Origin of the sequence: Kitasatospora sp. NPDC051914 (assembly GCF_040680995.1) — a bacterium.
Classification (GTDB): domain Bacteria; phylum Actinomycetota; class Actinomycetes; order Streptomycetales; family Streptomycetaceae; genus Kitasatospora.
Genome location: NZ_JBFAXX010000001.1, coordinates 396040 through 412788 on the forward strand (window position 1 = coordinate 396040; position 16749 = coordinate 412788).

Sequence of the window (16749 nt, forward strand, 5' to 3'; positions counted from 1 at the left end):
ACCTCGTCGGCGTCGGCATCGGCGGTCGCTGCCGCAGGTCACCCGGCGCCCCGACCGGCCGGTGATCACCGGTCCGTGGCCACTGGCCGCCGGTCGGCCGTACGGCCGGCGCCCTGGTGCCGACGGCGCCAGAAGACGGTGTCCCAGCGCGTTTCGCGTCCGTACACCGCGGCCTGCACGCGCAGGTACTCGGCGTGGACGGCCGCGATGCGCCGGGCGTAGGCCGCCAGCGCGTCGGGGTCGCCGGCCCGGTCGGCCAGGATCGCCCGTGCCGCGGTGAGGCCGGTGGCCATGGCGGTGAGGATGCCGCGGGCGGCCAGAGGGTCGGTGGCGGTGGCGGCGTCACCGACCGCCGCCCAGCCCGGGGCGCCGGCCGCGGGAGTGGTGCACGCGGAGCCGGCGGCCAGCACCCGCAGGCGAGGGGGTGGGCCCTGGTGGTGGGCGACACGGTCCCAGAGGTGATCGGCCTGCTTCGCCCGGTCCCACCACACCACCGGATCGAGCAGGTGCAGGCCGGGGACGAGGTCGGCGTCGGTGAGCGCCATGACGACCCGCCCGCCGTCGGGCAGCGGGGCGGTGTACCACCAGCCCCAGTGCGTGGACTGTACCAGCGAGGTCCGCTCCCGCCCGCCCGCTCCGTTCCCGGGGCCGAGCAACCCGGCGACCGCGATCAGACGGTCGTAGCGGGTCGGCGTCGCGCCGATCCGGCGGGCCAGCCGGGCCGCCCGGCCCGTGGCGTCGACCAGGCAGCCGGCCCGCAGCACGTCGCCCTCGGCGGTGACGACCTGCCAGTGGTCCTTCTCCCACCGGGCGTCCCGGACGCGCAGGGCGTACCGTTCGGCACCGCAGTCCTGGGCCGCCGTCAGAAGCGCGGCGTCGAACCGGGCCCGGTCCAGGTGCCAGCCCTCGCCGTACGGTCCGAGACGGTGGTCCACCGCGGTGAGCGTGTCGGTGCCCCAGGCGGCCAGGTTGCCGTCGCAGGACGCGTGGCGGCCGGCGAGACGGTCGAGCACTCCCAGCCGTTCGAGCAGCGGGCGGGCGGTGGGGGCGAGGCTTTCTCCGACGCGCCAGCCGGGTGAGCCCTCCGGGGCGACGAGGAGGACCTCCGCCCCGGCCCGGGCGAGAGCCAGCGCGGCGGCGCACCCTGCGGGGCCGCTCCCGGCGACGAGAACGTCGCAACGCCGGATCCCCGCGCCGCCGATCGAGCTGCTGCCGTTCACCGCACCACTCCCGCACCGCACCACTCCCGCGCCGGCCCGCTCTACGCGGGCCCGAGGGAGCTCCGTTCCGTCTCGACCAGGATCTCGCCACCGTCAGGGCCGGGCCGGGCCACGACGAACCCCAGAGTGCTCCACCGGGCGGCCATCTCGTTCATGCCCTTGAGCGACCCGGCTCCGTCGGCGACACCGCGGTCCCACTCCCGGAACGCCTCGGTCGAGACCTGGATCAGCGCGTCGTGCTCCGGCTCGGGCAGCACCTCGTCGGGTCGGGCGGCCGGCCACCAGTGGGTGTTGCACAGGTAGAAGTCGGCCTGCCAGGGGACGGCCATGTACTTCGTGACGTCCCCGGCGACCAGGTCCTCGCGCAACCGGAAGGGTGCGGCCCAGGTCGCCGGTTCGTCGGCGATGTACGTCATCTCGATGCCCGGGAAGAATCCGCCGCCGTTGGCCGCCTCCAGTGCGGCCCGTACCAGGGCGTGCGGCTGGTCCGCCGGGGCGAGGGCCCCGAACGGGACCGGTACGGGCACACCGGCCCAGTCGGCCAGGAAGTCTCCGTCGGCCCAGCGCCGCATCCGCTCGTACTGGCCGGGCAGCAACGCCAGCCAGGTCCGCGGCCGGTCGTCCTGCGGATCGCCGTCGTCGCCGGCGAGCACGGGCATGAACCCCTCGTTCGCCCGGCCGACGTCGGTACCCCCGGGTGCGCGCAGTCTGCGGAAGACGGCCCGGCGGAGCGGGGCGTCGGCGGCGGCGTTCGAGGACAACCGGGCCAGGCGGTCGGGCGCGAGGAAGTTCCGCGCGGGATCGCCGTGCCTTCTGCGGGCGACCTCGTTGACCCAGGCCAGGCCGACCGGTCGGGCGAGGATCGGGTAGATGTCGCGGGTGAAGGAGACCTCCGGCGGCACGGGCAGCCCGCCCGATGTGCGGGCGACCTCGAGGGCGACGTCGTACAGGGTGATCATGCTCGGCGTGTGGGGCGCGAAGTCGGGCGGGGCGACCAGGCACCAGGCCGGAGCCACCGGCACCTGGCGGCCCTGGGGGCCGCCCAACCGCACGGTCGCACCGATCGGGCCGTCGGAGATGTCGTCGAACCAGAAGTCGTTGTTGGCGAAGTGGCTGATCGGACGGGAGGGTCTGACCGTGCCGGACTTCCCGAAGCCGCCGAGGACGAGCAGCCGTCCGTCCTCGTCGGTGCGCAGTTCACCCAGCGGCACCGGGGTGTCGAGGAAGGTCCCCGTGTCGAACCGGGCATCCCTGCCGTCCTGGGACGGGCCGGTCACGCTGCGCGGGCCGGGCCGGACGACCAGCCCCGCCCGGGCGGCGGGACCGATCTCCCGGTTGCGGCGGTTCGCGGTGGACACGTGGAACCGCCCGACGAATTCGAACCACTCCCCCTTCGCATTGGCCAGCTCCGCGGTCCAGCTGATCTGCGCGTCGGCCGAGGTGAGCTCGCCCAGGACGGCACCGGCCCGGTCGTAGGCGTACAGGCGGAACCGGGCGGCCTGGCGTTTGACCCGCCCGGCGGTGTCCTTGAACCCGCCGTCGGGCCGTGGCGGGACGCCGGGCCTCTCGGGGCCGACGAAGAAGCCGTCGGGGCTGTTGCCGAGCCGTGCGATACCGACCGTGGGATGGATCTCGCAGCGGACGACGTCGTCGAGATTCATGACCGCTCCAGGCGAGGCGAATCGGCGCCGGCGGGTGCGGACGCCCGCCGGCGGTGGTGTGGGACGTGGAGTCGTGGGACGCGTGGGACGTGGATCAGTGGGAATGGCCGCCGGAGGCCAGCTCTCCCTCTTCGAGGTAGAACTCCTGTCCCATCGCGAGTCGCAGATCGAGGCCGGCCGATCCGTTGACGAAGATGCTCCCCGTCACCTGGTCGCTCTCCTGCAGCCGGTCCTGCGGACGGTCGGCCCTCCCGGAGATCTCGATCCTCGGCCCGGTTCGCAGGACGTCATCGGTGATGACGGCGCCCGAGGCGGATCGGGCGTTCCGGACCGCGATGACGTGGTCGAAGTCCGGGGGAGCGGTGATCAGATGCGACAGGAACAGCTCGCCGCCCTTCCCGAACACCAGATAGGTCAAGGCGCCGGGCCGGGTTGCGTGGTGCTCGAACTGCCGGAAGTGGACGACGTTCTGGACCTGGACCGTCACCGGGGCGAGAAGCTCGGTGCCGCCCCGCTCGAAATGGCCGCGGAACAGCGTCCCGGTGAACGAGGTGAGCCAGGGTCCTCCGCCCGCGCCTGCGAGATCGGAGATGCGGAACGGCTCGGGGTTCAGCGTGTAGACGTCGGTGCCCGTCCTCCGGCGGTCCTCGGCATAGACCCGCTGTGCGTCACCCGATTCGTTGTTCAGGGTGACTTCGAGCAGGACCTGAAAGTGATGAGGGGGCATGAACATGGGCAGGTGGGACAGGTAGACCGTGTCCTCACCCATGACCAGCATCCCGTGAGAAGCCTTCGGTTCGGTGCTCGCCATCGGGCTCACCTCCGTCGTGAAGCCCATCTGCCGTTCCGCCGACGACACTTCCTCCCAGAGTCACTTCCAGGCTTTCACACGGTCCGGACGGTCGCCATGCGAGTCCGTACGGCTGCAGGCGGTACAGAAAGGCCGGTGCGCACGGATGGTGACGATCGCCGGTGACCCGTCGCGGACCGTGCATGCCGTGCACCGGACCCGGCGGCTCCGTGCCGTCCGCCGGGCGGCCGCTCGGAAGCGTCGCCGCCACCCGATGGGGTTGGAGGCTCCACCCGACCGGCTGGTCTACCGCACGGGCCGCCCTGCCCCCTGATGCTGCACGGACGCAGTGTGCCCGCGCTCTACAAAGCCATCCCAGGAGATCAGAAGCCGATGTTCCGCATCGCCTGCGCGGGCCACCAGATCGTCTGGGAGCGCCGGGCCAAGACCGTGCACAGGATGTCCCGGCAGTGGCTGAAGGACCACACCGTGGAGGGCCTGGCGAAAGGCAGCTTCTTCCTGGACGAGGACGATGTCCTCACCCCGTTGGACTGACGGCCGATGTGCGCCCCGGCCTGACGCGCCGCCCGCCGGGGCGAGGCTGCGCACGTGGGCGACGGCCTGCACCGCGTGGTGCAGGCCGTCGCTCGTCTGCTGTCGGTCCCGGCAAGCCGGGAGGACCGGGTAGGGGCGCGCGGAGCTCGGCCGCCAACCGCGGCAGTGGCGTTGCCGTCGGCGGGCCGGGGGATGGTCGGGACATTCATCCGATCGGCGCCGCTCTCCGCCCGCGCGCCCCGAACGGGGCTTCCGCCGGGCGGATCGGCCGGCCCGTCAGTCGAGGTAGTACGCGGCCGAGCGGCAGTGTCCGCGAGGACGGTGCTGCTCAGGTACGTGGCGGCCGTCCGAAGGATCGTCGGCGGGGCCGCCTGACCGGGTGGCGGGGCGGTCGGCCCGGCGCGGGATGCAGGTGGTGCTCCGCAGCAGGCGGCCGAGGGCGTCGTCGGTGAGTCCTCCGGGCCGCCGGAACGGCTCCGCGTCGACGGGGACCACCAGGTGATCGGTCATGGTGCGTCACTTCCTCACGGGTGGGGCGGGTTCGTCGGGGCCGCTTCCGCCCCGCAGGTCCAGTGCAGACCCTCCGTGCGGCGAATGCACTGGGCCTTGACGCGTCGGCTACACGAACCGGGCGCTCCTTGACAGGACCTTGACGCGCCCCGAGCCCCGGATCGCCTCCGGTCGCTCCCGGCCCGGCCCCCGACCCGTGCCCCTGGATGCGCCGGTGGCGGGGGGTTGTCAGGGGCCTGACGGACCGACAATCCGGGTAGGCTGCCCGGTCGTGACCGAACCGGACTTCCTGCGTGCCACCCGCGACTCCTACGACACCGTGGCGGCGGACTACGCCGGCCACTTCCGCGCCGAGCTTGCGGCGAAGCCGCTCGACCGGGCCCAGCTGGCCGGTTTCGCCGACCTGGTGAAGGCGTCCGGACTGCCGGGTCCGGTGGCCGACGTCGGCTGCGGGACGGGGCGGGTGACGGCCCACCTCGCCGGGCTGGGACTGCCGGTGTTCGGGATCGACCTCTCGCCGGGGATGCTGGCGGCGGCCCGGCAGGCTCATCCGGGCCTGCGGTTCGAGGAGGGCTCGATGCTCGCGCTCGACCTGCCGGACGGCGGCCTCAGCGGTCTGCTGGTCTGGTACTCCATGATCCACGTCCCGGACGAGCGGCTGCCGGAGGCGTTCGCCGAGTTCCACCGGGTGCTCGCCCCGGGCGGCCACCTGTTGGCCGGGTTCCAGGTCGGCGATGCACCGGCGCACCGCACCGAGGCCTTCGGCCACGAGATCGACCTGGTGTTCCACCGCCGCCGGCCCGAGCGGGTGTCCGAACTGCTCGGCGCCGCCGGACTGCCGGTGATCGCCCGGATGCAGCGGGAACGCGACGACGAGGAGCCCTTCCCGGAGAAGACGCCGCAGGCGTTCCTGGTGGCCCGCAAGCCGCGGACGGCCACCGGGCCCGCCTGAACCCGGCGCAGGATCCGGCGTATGCGCACCGGTCGGACACCGTCGCTGTTCACGAACCCCCGGGGCTGCCGACGTCCGTCGCGAGCCGTGTGACCGTGATCGTGCCGTCCGGACCGAGCGTGAACCGGACGGGTTCCAGGTCGGCGGTGTAACCGTCGCTGGTGCCGTAGGCCTTGGGCGTGGCCGGCAAGGGCCCGCACCCGGCCGCGGCCACCGAACCCGCTGCCCCGGCCGACTCCGCCCGGTGACCGGTCGGCGGCGGAAGTCGTCAGAGGGGTTGGAGCCGGGCGTGCAGGAGGCAGAATTCGTTGCCCTCCGGGTCGGCCAGGACGTGCCAGTTCTCGGTGCCGGTCTGGCCGACGTCGGCGGGCCTGGCGCCGAGAGCGAGCAGCCGCTCCAGCTCGGCGTCCTGGTCGCGGTCGGTGGCGTTGACGTCGATGTGCAGGCGCAGCTTCCCGGGCCGCGGGTCGCTGCTGGGGCTGAGGACGAGCGTGGGCTGCGGGCCGCCGAAGCCGGCGTCGGGCGGCCCGATCTCGATGCTCCCGTCGTCCTCCCGGCCGAGTTCGACGTAGCCGAGGACCTCGCTCCAGAATGCGGCGAGCCGTTCGGGGTCGGCGCAGTCGATGACCAGCTCACTGATGCGGCATGCCATGGTCCGTCAGTGTACGTCGACCCATCGGAAATCGGCCGTCGAACCACCGCCGAAGCGCGGCCGCGCCGCCGGGGTGTGTCGACAGTGGGGGGTGGGGCCCCTCGAGCCGGCGCGTGCCCTCGGGCAGGGTCCGTCCGTCCTGGGGCGGGAGGAAAGCCGGTGCCGCCGAGGTAACACGTGTCACCAACAATGAGCCGGACCCCTGCCGCGAGGCGCAGCCGTCCTCCCGCTCATCGGTAGTAGCGTCGCTGGGGCCGTGCGGGCGGGGGAGTACGGCGCGGGGCGATGTATCCCGCTCTCTTGACTGTCGTCAGAGCAGCGGAATACTTGTCCTACTCCCTGCTGAACCCGAATGAGGTGCGCCCGTGGAGCTCTCCCCCTCTGCCCATGTGGACACGTTCTGTCGAGACCGGCTCCCACCGTTCGAGCAGTGGCCCGAACTGCTCTTCGACCTGCCGGAGTTGGTCTACCCCGATCGGCTGAACTGCGCGCAGGTCCTGCTCGACGAGGTGATCGAGCGGCTCGGGCCCGACCGCCGCTGCCTGGTCACGCCGACCGAGGAGTGGACGTACGGCGAGCTGCGGCGGAGGGCCGACCAGGTCGCCCGGGTCCTGACCGAGGACCTGGGCCTGCTGCCCGGCAATCGGGTTCTGCTGCGCGGCCCCAACAACCCGTGGCTGGTGGCCTGTTGGTTCGGCGTTCTGAAGGCCGGCGGTGTGGTGGTGACCACCGTGCCGCTGCTGCGGGCGCAGGAGCTGGTCACGCTGCAGGAGATCAGCGCGCCGGTCCTCGCCCTGTGCGACCACCGCTGGCTCGAGGAGCTCGCCGCCGCAGCGGCGCCAGGTCTGACGACGCTCGCCTACGGCGGCAGCGGTCCGGACGACCTGGTCGCGCGCTGCGACGGCAAGGCGGGCGCGTTCACCGCGGTGGAGACGGCCGCCGACGACGTCGCGCTGATCGCGTTCACCTCCGGTACCACCGGTCGGCCCAAGGCCACGCTGCACTTCCACCGGGACGTGCTGGCGAACGCTGACACCTTCTCCCGGCACATCCTGCGGCCGGGCCCGGAGGACCTGTTCGCGGGGACACCGCCGCTGGCGTTCACCTTCGGCCTCGGCGGCCTGGTGGTCTTCCCGCTGCGGGTGGGCGCCGCGTCGCTGCTGCTGGAGCAGGCGACCCCGCAGCAGCTGGCCGAGCAGGTCGCGGAGCACCGGGCCACCGTGCTGTTCGCCGCGCCGACGGCGTACCGGGCGATCCTCGCGGCGGGCCTCGGCGGCCGGCTGTCGGGGGTGCGCCGCTGCGTGTCCGCCGGCGAGCCGCTGCCGGTGGCGGTCTGGAAGGCGTTCCACGAGGCCACCGGCATCCGGCTGATCGACGGCATCGGGGCGACCGAGATGCTGCACGTGTTCATCTCGGCGGCCGACGGCGACATCCGTCCGGGTGCCACCGGCCTGCCGGTGCCCGGGTACCGCGCCGCCGTGCTCGACCAGGACGGCAACCCGGTGCCCGACGGGCAGCCGGGCCTGCTGGCGGTCAAGGGGCCGACCGGCTGCCGCTACCTGGACGACGAGCGGCAGGCGGTCTACGTACGGGGCGGCTGGAACGTCACCGGCGACACCTACATCCGCGACCGGGACGGCTACTTCTGGTACCAGGCGCGCAGCGACGACATGATCGTCTCCGCCGGCTACAACATCGCCGGCCCCGAGGTCGAGCAGGCCCTGGTCGGCCACCCCGACGTGGTGGACTGCGCGGTCGCCGGAGCGCCGGACGAGCAGCGGGGAGCGGTCGTCAAGGCGTTCGTGGTGCTGCGCGAGGGGGTGCCCGCCGGGCCGGAGACGGTCAAGGAGCTGCAGGACTTCGTCAAACGGGTGATCGCGCCGTACAAGTACCCGAGGGCGGTGGAGTTCGTGCCGGAGCTGCCCCGCAACTCCAGCGGCAAGGTCCGCCGGGCGGAGCTGCGGCGCTGGGCGCGGGCCGGTTCGGCGGTGCCGGAGGCGAGTCTGCCCAGTGTGGTGGTCGAGCGCAGGGTGGAGTGGTCGGACACGGACGCGGCCGGGCACTACCACTTCTCCTCCGTCCAGCGCTGGGCCGAGGCGGCGGAGGCGGTGCTGCTGAGGCGGCTGGGCCTCGCGGAGCTGTTCGGCAGCATTCCCCGGGTGCACTTCGAGGCGGACTACCGCGAGCGGCTGTGGTTCGGCGACCCGGTGAAGGTCGAGTTCCGGGTGGCGAAGGTCGGGACGTCGTCGCTGCACTACACCTTCGACATCCACGGGCCGCACGGCGTCGCGGCCACCGGGCGGATGTCGGTCGTCCACTCCGCAGCCGATGCCAAGGGCACCGTGCCCTGGCCGGACGGAGCACGGCAACTGCTGTCCCAGGCCGGGCCGCAGGCGTCCGAGTCCTACGCCTGAGTGCGCCCCGGGCCCGGGCGGCGTGTTCGGGCCGGCCGCGCGCGAGCGACGCCATGTGTGGTGGTTGATTGACGATCGCAAAAATGCCGCAATACTTGGAGCACTGCCGCAGATCCACTGGAGGACGTCATGCGCGTAGCGGTCATCGGGGGAGGGCCCGGCGGGCTCTACACGGCGGTCCTGGCCAAGAAGCTCTCGCCCGAGTGGGAGATCACGGTATGGGAGCGCGACCCCCGTGACGCGGCGTTCGGTTTCGGCGTGGTGTTCTCCGACGAGACGCTGGGCGGCATCGCCCAGGCCGACCCCGAGGTGTTCGCCGCGATGGAGGCGGAGTTCGCCCGGTGGAGCGACATCGACATCCACTACGGCGGCGAGATCCGCACCTCCGGCGGCCACGGCTTCGCCGCACTCGACCGCAACCGCCTGCGGGAGATCCTGCAGAAGCGCTGCGCCGAGCTGGGGGTGGACGTGCGCTACAGCACGCCGGCCCCGCCCGTCGGGCAACTCTCCGCCGAGTACGACCTGGTGGTCGCCGCCGACGGCGTCCGCTCGGCCACCCGCGAGGCCCACGCCGAGAGCTTCGGCGTGCAGCTGGACGAGCGGACCTGCCGCTACATCTGGCTCTCCACCGACCTGGTCTTCGAGGCGTTCACCTTCATCGTGGAGGAACGCGACTTCGGTGTCCTCCAGGTCCACGCCTATCCCTACGACGACAAGCGCTCCACCTTCATCGTGGAGATCGAGGAGGGCGCCTGGCGGCGGGCGGGCTTCGCGGCCCTCGCCGACCGGGAGTTCGCGCGGGGCGAGAGCGACGAGGCCGCCGTCCGGCTGTGCGAGGAGATCCTCGCGGACCACCTCGACGGCCACCGGCTGATCCCCAACGCCTCGAGGTGGATCACCTTCTCGACCGTGCGCACCTCCTCCTGGAGCCACGGCAACGTCGTCCTGCTCGGCGACGCCGCCCACACCGCGCACTTCTCGATCGGGTCGGGCACCAAGCTCGCCATGGAGGACGCCCTCGCCCTGGTCGCGAACCTGCACGAACACCCCACCGTCGCCGAGGCGTTGGCCGTCTACGAAGCCGAGCGCAGGCCCGCCGTCGAGTCCGTGCAGCGCGCCGCGCAGGCCAGCCTGGAGTGGTTCGAGACCGTCGGCCGCTACACCGGTCAGGACCCGGACCGGTTCGCCTTCAACCTGCTCACCCGCAGCCGCCGCGTCACCTACGACAACCTGCGCGCCCGCGACGCCGCCTTCATCGACGCCATCGACCCCGAAAGCGCCGGAGTGCCGCCGATGTTCCGGCCGATGCGGCTCGGCGCACTGACCCTGCGCAACCGGGTCGTGGTGCCGCCGCTGGCGACGTTCACCGCGGTGGACGGCATGCCGGGAGCCTTCCCGCACGCCCAACTGGCCGCGCAGGCCCTCGGCGGGGCCGGCCTGGTTCTCGCCGGCATGACCGCCGTGAGCCCCGACGGGCGCGCCACCGCCGGCTGCCCCGGCCTGTGGACGGACGAGCAGGAGGCCGCCTGGCGGAGCACCGTCGAGGCGATCCGCCGGATCTCCGACACCCCGCTGGGCATCCAGCTCACCCACGCCGGACGCCGCGGATCCACCACCACCCCAGGCCCGAACGGGATCGGCCTGCCGCTGGGCCATGACGGCTGGCCGACCCTGGCCGCCTCGCCACTCGCCTGGGACGAGGGGTACCCCGTGCCGCGCGAGGCGACCCCGGCCGACCTGGCGGCCGTAACCGCGGACTTCGCCGGGGCCGCCGCGCGGGCCGACCGTGCCGGATTCGACGTGCTGGAGCTGCAGTTCGGCCACGGGCACCTGGTCTCCGGCTTCCTCTCCCCGCTCACCAACCACCGTACCGACGCCTACGGCGGCAGCCTGGCGGGCCGGCTGCGCCTCCCGCTCGAGGTGCTGTCCGCCGTGCGCACCGCCTGGCCCGCCGGCAAGCCGCTGATCGTCCGGATCTCCGCGACGGAGTGGGCCGAGGGCGGCACCACCGAGGCCGAGGTGGTGGAGATCTGCCGGGCCCTGGCCGCCGCCGGAGCGGACGCCGTCGACGTGTCCACCGGCGAGGTCGTGGCGCACCAGAAGCCGCCGTACGGCCGCAGCTACCAGACCCCGTTCGCCGACCTGGTCCGCAACGCCACCGGCATCCCGACCATCGCCGTCGGCGCCGTCTCCACCCACGACGACGTCAACTCGATCCTGATGGCCGGCCGTGCCGACCTCGTCGCCGTCGGCCGCGCCCACCTGCACGACCCGCTGTGGACGCTGCACGCCGCCGCCGACCAGGGCTACACCGGCCCCGGCGCGAGGTGGCCCGAGCCGTGGCGGCCCGGCAGCCGCAAGCCCCCGGGCCCGCGCGGCGACCGTGTGCCGCCCCGCCTCGAACTGCTGCGCGCCGAGACCGTCCCCGTCCACCGGCGGTGGCGGCCCGGGCCCGCGGCACGGCCGCTCCCCGCCACCGCCTCCCGCTGACCCGGGGGAGAGGAGAGCCCGATGGACAACCTGCCCCGCTTCACCGCCGCCGCCGTCCAGACCGCCCCCGTCTACCTCGACGCCGCCGCGACCGTCGACAAGGCCGTCTCGCTCATCCACGAGGCGGCCGGCAACGGCGCCGAACTGGTCGTCTTCCCCGAGGTGTTCGTCCCCGGATACCCGTACTGGAACTGGACGATGAACCCCGTCCAGGGCTCGCCCTGGTTCGAGCGCCTCTACCGCTCCTCCGTCGACGTCCCCGGCCCGCACGTCGACACCCTGCGCGCCGCCGCCCGCCAGGCCGGCACCACCGTCGTCATCGGCGTCAACGAGCGCGGCGCACACAGCCTCGGCGTGCTCTACAACACCCTGCTCACCATCGGCCCGGACGGCGAACTGCTCGGCGTGCACCGGAAGTTGGTGCCCACCTGGGCCGAGAAACTGACCTGGACGGGTGGCGACGGCAGCTCACTGCGCGTCCACCGGACCCCGATCGGCCCGCTCGGTTCCCTCGCCTGCGGCGAGAACACCAACACCCTGGCCCGCTTCACCCTCCTCGCCCAGGGCGAACTCGTCCACACCGCAAGCTACATCGCGCTGCCGGTCGCCCCCGAGGACTACGACATGGCCGACGCCATCGCGGTGCGCACCGCCGCCCACAGCTTCGAGGGCAAGGTCTTCTCCGTCGTCGCCTGCTCCACCGTCTCGCCCGAGATCGTGGACACGATCGCCGGCGACGACGAGAACGTCCGCACCATGCTGGGACGCAAACGCAGCGCCCTCTCCGGCGTCTTCGGCCCCGACGGCCGCCCGGTCACCGACCCCCTGATCGACGACGAGGGCATCGTCTACGCCGGGATCGACCTCGCCAAGTGCATCCAGCCCAAGCAGATGCACGACATCGTCGGCCACTACAACCGCTTCGACATCTTCCAACTCCACGTCGACAACCGCCCCCGCGGACCGGTCACCTTCACCGTCCCCACCGCGGACGAGTCCGGCCCCGGCCTCCCGAAGGAAGACGAGCAATGACCGACTACGACGACAACCGACTCGGCCGCGCCCGGGTGACCGACAGCCCCGAACTGCTCGCCTACTACGACGACCTGGCCAAACTGGACGCGGGCGCTCTGTGGACGGTCGCCAACGACATCGAACCCTGGTACCCGCAGCCCAAGTCCGTTCCGGTGCTCTGGCGCTACGACGAGCTGCGCCCGCTCGTCGCCAAGGCCCTGCCGCTGGTCAAGGCCGACGACGCCGGCCGCCGCGTGGTCATGCTGGTCAACCCCGGCCGCCGCGAACTCAGCGCCGCCGTCGGCCTGCTGTACACCGGCCTGCAGATCATGGGCCCCGGCGAGTCCATGACCGCCCACCGCCACGCCGCCGCCGCACTGCGCTTCGTCCACGAGGGCACCGGCGCCTGGACGATCGTCGACGGCCAGAAGCTCAAGGTCGGCCCCGGCGACTTCGCCATCACCCCCAACGGCACCTGGCACGAGCACGGCAACGAGTCCCACGACACCCCCGTCATCTGGCAGGACGGCCTCGACATCCCCCTGGTCAACACGCTCGACGCGAACTTCTACGAAGTCCACCCCGAGCTGCACCAGGCGCCCGGAAAGGTCGTCAACTCCTCCGTGCTCAGCCACGGCGGCAACCTGCTGCCGTACGGCGCGGAGAAGTGGACCCGCCCCTACTCGCCGCTGCTCGCCTGGCCCTGGGAGCCCACCCACCACGCCCTGCTCGACCTCGCCCGGGCCACCGAGGGCTCCCCGTACGACGGCGTGATCATGGAATACACCAACCCCGTCACCGGCGGCCCCGTGATGCCCACCATGGGCGCCCACATCCAGCTGCTGCGGCCCGGCCAGGCCACCACGGCCCACCGCCACACCGGCTCGGTCGTCTACACGGCCGCCAAGGGCCGGGGCGTTTCGGTGATCGCCGGCCGCCGCTTCGAGTGGAAGAAGGGCGACATCTTCTGCGTCCCCTCCTGGGCCTGGCACGAGCACGCGAACCTCGACCCGTCCGAGGACGCCTGCCTGTTCTCCTTCAACGACTTCCCCGTGATGCGCTCGCTCGCCCTCCACCGGGAAGAGGCGTACGCGGACAACGGCGGCCACCAGCCCGTCCTCCAGGACGGCCGGTAGCCGACCCCGGCCCACCCCCGCACCCCCTTCCACCGATCCCCACCGCAAGGAGCCGTCGATGCGCCTGGTCACCTACACCCTGAACGGCGGCGACCCCAGGCTGGGCGCCCAGCTCGGCGACCGCATGGTCGACCTCACCGCCCTGGCCGCCGCCGCCGGGAGCGAGCTGCCCGCCGACCTGCTCGCGCTGATCCGCTCCGGCCGACCGGCCGTCGACGAGGTGCGCTCCCTGCTCGGCCGCGCCGAGTCCGCCCGGCCGGGCGGCGCCGTCCACGCCCTCTCCGACGTACGCCTGTGCGTGCCCTTCCGCCCCGGAAAGATCGTCGGAGTCGGCCTCAACTACGTGGAGCACGTCGCCGAATCCCACCGCACCCTGGACACCGAACGCGAACTGCCCGACCGGCCTGTGCTGTTCTCCAAGCCCGCCACCGCCGTCACCGGCCCCGGGCAGCCCGTCCTGCACAACGCCGACCTGACCAAACAGCTCGACTGGGAGTGCGAACTCGCCGTCGTCATCGGCCGCCCCGCGTACCGGGTCGCCGAGGAGGACGCCTGGGAGCACGTCTTCGGCTACAGCATCGTCAACGACATCAGCGCCCGCGACCAGCGCCGCTCCGGCCAGTGGTTCTTCTCCAAGGGCCAGGACTCCTACGCGCCGTTCGGCCCGGTCGTCGTCACCGCCGACGAGATCGCCGACCCGCACGACCTCGACCTCGGCCTCAAGGTCAACGGGGAGACCAAGCAGAACTCCAACACCCGGCACATGCTGTTCAAGATCCCGCGCCTGATCGCCGACATCTCCTCCGGCGTCACCCTGGAACCCGGCGACGTCATCGCCACCGGCTCGCCCTCCGGCGTCGGCGCCGGCATGGTGCCCCCGCAGTTCCTCCAGCCCGGCGACCTGGTCGAAGCCACCATCCAGCACATCGGCACCCTCGCCAACCCGGTCGTCGACGCCCGCTGAGCCCCGTGGGACCGGAGCCCGCCCCGCCCGGTCCCACGCCCCACGCCACCACCGACTTCCGCAAGGAGTACGCCCCGTGACCCCGCGCACCTACCGGATCGGCCAGATCGTCCCCAGCTCGAACGTCACCATGGAGACCGAGGTCCCCGCCATCCTCCGGGCCCGCGAGGCGATCGCGCCCGAGCGCTTCACCTTCCACTCCAGCCGGATGCGGATGACCCACGTCACCGCCGAACAGCTCAAGGCCATGGACGCCGACTCCGACCGCTGCGCCGTCGAACTCTCCGACGCCCGCGTCGACGTCCTCGGCTACGCCTGCCTGGTCGCCATCATGAGCATGGGTCTCGGATACCACCGCGTCTCCCAGGACCGGCTGCACACCCGCACCGCCGACAACGGCGCCCCCGCCCCCGTCGTCACCAGCGCCGGCGCCCTGGTGGGCGGCCTGCACACGCTCGGCGCGAAGAAGGTCGCCCTGGTCGCCCCCTACATGCGGCCGCTGACCCGCACCGTGGTCGACTACCTCACCCACGAGGGCATCGAGGTGCTCGACCACACCTCCCTGGAGATACCCGGCAACCTCGACGTCGCCGCCCACGACCCGGCCGGGCTGCCGGCCATCGCCAAGAACCTCGACCACGCCGACGCCGACGCCGTCGTGCTCTCCGCCTGCGTCCAGATGCCGTCCCTGTCCGCCATCGAGGAGGCCCAGCAGCTGCTCGGCAAGCCGGTGGTCTCGGCTGCGGTCTGCACCGTCCACCAGATGCTCCGAGCCCTCGGACTGCCCGCCGTCGCCCCCGGCGCCGGCCACCTGCTCTCCGGTGCGTACGCGGAGGCCCCGCTCGCCGGGCAGTGAAGCCGTACCGCGGCCAGGCAGCACCCAGGTGCGCCACCACCCTGCCGCCTCGGCCGCCCCGGGGGCCGCACACCTGCCCGGTATGATCATCGGGCACCCGAGGAGGCAAGCGACCATGGCGGAGAGCGCGACCCGGCCCGGCTCCCTGATCAACACGATCTACGGCGAGTTCGTCCGGCGGCTCGGCGGCTGGATCTCCATCGCCGACCTCATCGCGCTGATGGCCGAGCTGGACGTCGACGGCCCGGCCGTACGCTCCGCGATCTCCCGGCTGAAGAAGTCCGGCACCCTGCTCCAGGAACGCCGGGACGGGACGGGGTACTGCCTCGGCCCGGAGATGGGCCCCGTCTTCGACGAGGGCGACCGGCGGATCTTCGGCAGCCTCGAACCCGCCCGGCTCGAGGACGGCTGGGTCGTCGCCGTCTTCTCCGTCCCCGAGTCCGAGCGCGCCCACCGCCACCAGCTGCGTTCCCGCCTCACCTGGCTCGGCTTCGGCAACGCCGCGCCCGGCGTCTGGCTCGCCCCCGCCCGGCTGCTCCCCGACGCGCGGCGGATGCTGCAGCGGCTGGGGCTGAGCTCCTACGTGCACCTGTTCACCTCGCACTACGCCGGTTTCGCCGAGCTGAGCGAGGCGGTGAGCTCCTGGTGGGACTTCCCGGCGATCGAGGCCCAGTACGCCGAGTTCACCGAGGAGTGGGCGCCGGTCGCCGACGAGCTCCGGCCGCAGCCGCGGATCGACCCCGTTCTGGCCTTCCGCGACTACGTCCCGATGCTCACCCAGTGGCGCCGACTGCCCTACCTCGACCCGGGCCTGCCCGCCGAACTGCTGCCCGCCGACTGGAACGCCATCGAGGCCCGGAGCGTCTTCGCCGAACTCCACGGCCTGCTCGCCGAGCCGAGCCTCCAGCACGTCCAGAAGGCCACCGGCCTGTCGCAGGCGTGACGGGGTGTTTCAGTCGTGAGAGGGTGTTGCAGCGTAGCGAGGTGTTGCAGGCATGGCGGTGTGTTGCAGGTGTGTCGCAGGTGTGACGGCCTGTCGCAAGTATGACGATGCGTTGCACACGTAACGGCCAGTTGCACGCGTGACGGTCGGTGACCGTAATACATTTCCCGACTTCAGGGGCCGGCGCCCCTCTGCACCCAAGCGCCTCGAAGACGCGGACCACTCAGGACGACTGACGGGGGACCGCGTCGAACCCGATGCGGGGCAGCGGCGTTGCGGTGCCGTTCTCGATCAGCCCGTCCACGGCGTCGGCGAGCAGTTCGACACCGGGCAGGTGGTAGCGCACCGAGGTCAGCCGCGGGCGCACCACGCGGGCGAGTAACAGGTCGTCCGCGCCGACGACCGCGACCCGGTCCGGGACCGCCACCCCGCAGTCCGTCAGGGCGGCCGACAGCAGCGCCGCGTACTCGTCGTTGTAGCCGAACACGGCGTCCAGGCCGCCGGTGGACCGAGCCGGCCAAAGCTGCGTGACCATGCCCAGCAGCAGTGATCTTCGCTGGATGCCCGTGGGCGGACGGGCGGCCCCGGCCTG

Annotated in this window: 15 protein-coding genes and 2 pseudogenes; 10 read left to right on the forward strand and 7 right to left on the reverse strand. The window is 72.7% G+C overall.

Going from position 1 to position 16749, the window contains the following annotated elements; translation table 11 throughout:
* Nucleotides 1-65 precede the first annotated feature (65 nt).
* From AB0M03_RS02045 to AB0M03_RS02055, 3 genes are all read right to left on the reverse strand, one after another.
* Nucleotides 66-1220 (reverse strand): tryptophan 7-halogenase, encoded by a 1155-nt coding sequence (locus AB0M03_RS02045; RefSeq protein WP_363487337.1) that lies wholly within the window; start codon nt 1218-1220, stop codon nt 66-68.
* 41 nt (nt 1221-1261) lie between these two features.
* Nucleotides 1262-2881: a LodA/GoxA family CTQ-dependent oxidase gene (locus AB0M03_RS02050; protein WP_363487339.1), complete on the reverse strand. Its 1620-nt coding sequence runs from the start codon at nt 2879-2881 to the stop codon at nt 1262-1264.
* Nucleotides 2882-2975: 94 nt separating this feature from the next.
* Nucleotides 2976-3692, reverse strand: a complete 717-nt coding sequence (locus AB0M03_RS02055) for a hypothetical protein (RefSeq protein ID WP_363487341.1) — start codon at nt 3690-3692, stop codon at nt 2976-2978.
* A 372-nt stretch (nt 3693-4064) separates the two neighbouring features.
* On the opposite strand from AB0M03_RS02055, the gene AB0M03_RS02060 reads away from it, so the two are divergent.
* Entirely contained in the window at nt 4065-4226 is a 162-nt protein-coding gene (locus tag AB0M03_RS02060) for a hypothetical protein (RefSeq protein WP_363487343.1), read from the forward strand.
* Nucleotides 4227-4502: 276 nt separating this feature from the next.
* On the opposite strand, the gene AB0M03_RS02065 is transcribed toward AB0M03_RS02060, so the two are convergent.
* The gene (locus AB0M03_RS02065; RefSeq protein ID WP_363487345.1) at nt 4503-4736 is read right to left on the reverse strand and encodes a hypothetical protein; all 234 of its coding nucleotides are present in this window, start codon (nt 4734-4736) and stop codon (nt 4503-4505) included.
* A gap of 271 nt (nt 4737-5007) precedes the next feature.
* Between AB0M03_RS02065 and AB0M03_RS02070 the strand changes: the two genes are divergently transcribed.
* The gene (locus tag AB0M03_RS02070) at nt 5008-5688 is read left to right on the forward strand and encodes a class I SAM-dependent methyltransferase (RefSeq protein WP_363487347.1); all 681 of its coding nucleotides are present in this window, start codon (nt 5008-5010) and stop codon (nt 5686-5688) included.
* Between the two features lie 49 nt (nt 5689-5737).
* Here the strand turns inward: AB0M03_RS02070 and AB0M03_RS02075 are convergent, their stop codons facing one another.
* The gene (locus tag AB0M03_RS02075; protein WP_363487349.1) at nt 5738-5878 is read right to left on the reverse strand and encodes a hypothetical protein; all 141 of its coding nucleotides are present in this window, start codon (nt 5876-5878) and stop codon (nt 5738-5740) included.
* A gap of 78 nt (nt 5879-5956) precedes the next feature.
* A complete protein-coding gene (locus tag AB0M03_RS02080) occupies nt 5957-6340 on the reverse strand; it encodes a VOC family protein (protein ID WP_363487351.1) in 384 nt (127 codons plus the stop codon).
* Nucleotides 6341-6705: 365 nt separating this feature from the next.
* On the opposite strand from AB0M03_RS02080, the pseudogene AB0M03_RS02085 reads away from it, so the two are divergent.
* The 8 genes and pseudogenes from AB0M03_RS02085 to AB0M03_RS02120 form a co-directional block, all read left to right on the forward strand.
* Nucleotides 6706-8307 (forward strand): annotated as a pseudogene (locus AB0M03_RS02085) (AMP-binding protein); the annotation flags it as partial.
* A gap of 75 nt (nt 8308-8382) precedes the next feature.
* Nucleotides 8383-8754: pseudogene (locus AB0M03_RS02090) on the forward strand (thioesterase family protein); the annotation flags it as partial.
* A gap of 129 nt (nt 8755-8883) precedes the next feature.
* Entirely contained in the window at nt 8884-11244 is a 2361-nt protein-coding gene (locus tag AB0M03_RS02095; protein ID WP_363487353.1) for an FAD-dependent monooxygenase, read from the forward strand.
* A gap of 21 nt (nt 11245-11265) precedes the next feature.
* Nucleotides 11266-12276 (forward strand): carbon-nitrogen hydrolase family protein, encoded by a 1011-nt coding sequence (locus AB0M03_RS02100; protein WP_363487355.1) that lies wholly within the window; start codon nt 11266-11268, stop codon nt 12274-12276.
* The gene (locus AB0M03_RS02105; RefSeq protein ID WP_363487357.1) at nt 12273-13394 is read left to right on the forward strand and encodes a cupin domain-containing protein; all 1122 of its coding nucleotides are present in this window, start codon (nt 12273-12275) and stop codon (nt 13392-13394) included. Before AB0M03_RS02100 ends, AB0M03_RS02105 begins: the two co-directional genes overlap by 4 nt.
* Nucleotides 13395-13452: 58 nt before the next feature.
* Nucleotides 13453-14358, forward strand: a complete 906-nt coding sequence (locus AB0M03_RS02110; protein WP_363487359.1) for a fumarylacetoacetate hydrolase family protein — start codon at nt 13453-13455, stop codon at nt 14356-14358.
* A gap of 130 nt (nt 14359-14488) precedes the next feature.
* Nucleotides 14489-15214, forward strand: a complete 726-nt coding sequence (locus AB0M03_RS02115) for an Asp/Glu racemase (RefSeq protein WP_363487397.1) — start codon at nt 14489-14491, stop codon at nt 15212-15214.
* Between the two features lie 115 nt (nt 15215-15329).
* Nucleotides 15330-16157: a PaaX family transcriptional regulator C-terminal domain-containing protein gene (locus tag AB0M03_RS02120; protein WP_363487361.1), complete on the forward strand. Its 828-nt coding sequence runs from the start codon at nt 15330-15332 to the stop codon at nt 16155-16157.
* A gap of 223 nt (nt 16158-16380) precedes the next feature.
* Here the strand turns inward: AB0M03_RS02120 and AB0M03_RS02125 are convergent.
* The coding region (locus AB0M03_RS02125) for a substrate-binding domain-containing protein (RefSeq protein WP_363487363.1) at nt 16381-16749 on the reverse strand (369 nt) is incomplete at its 5' end.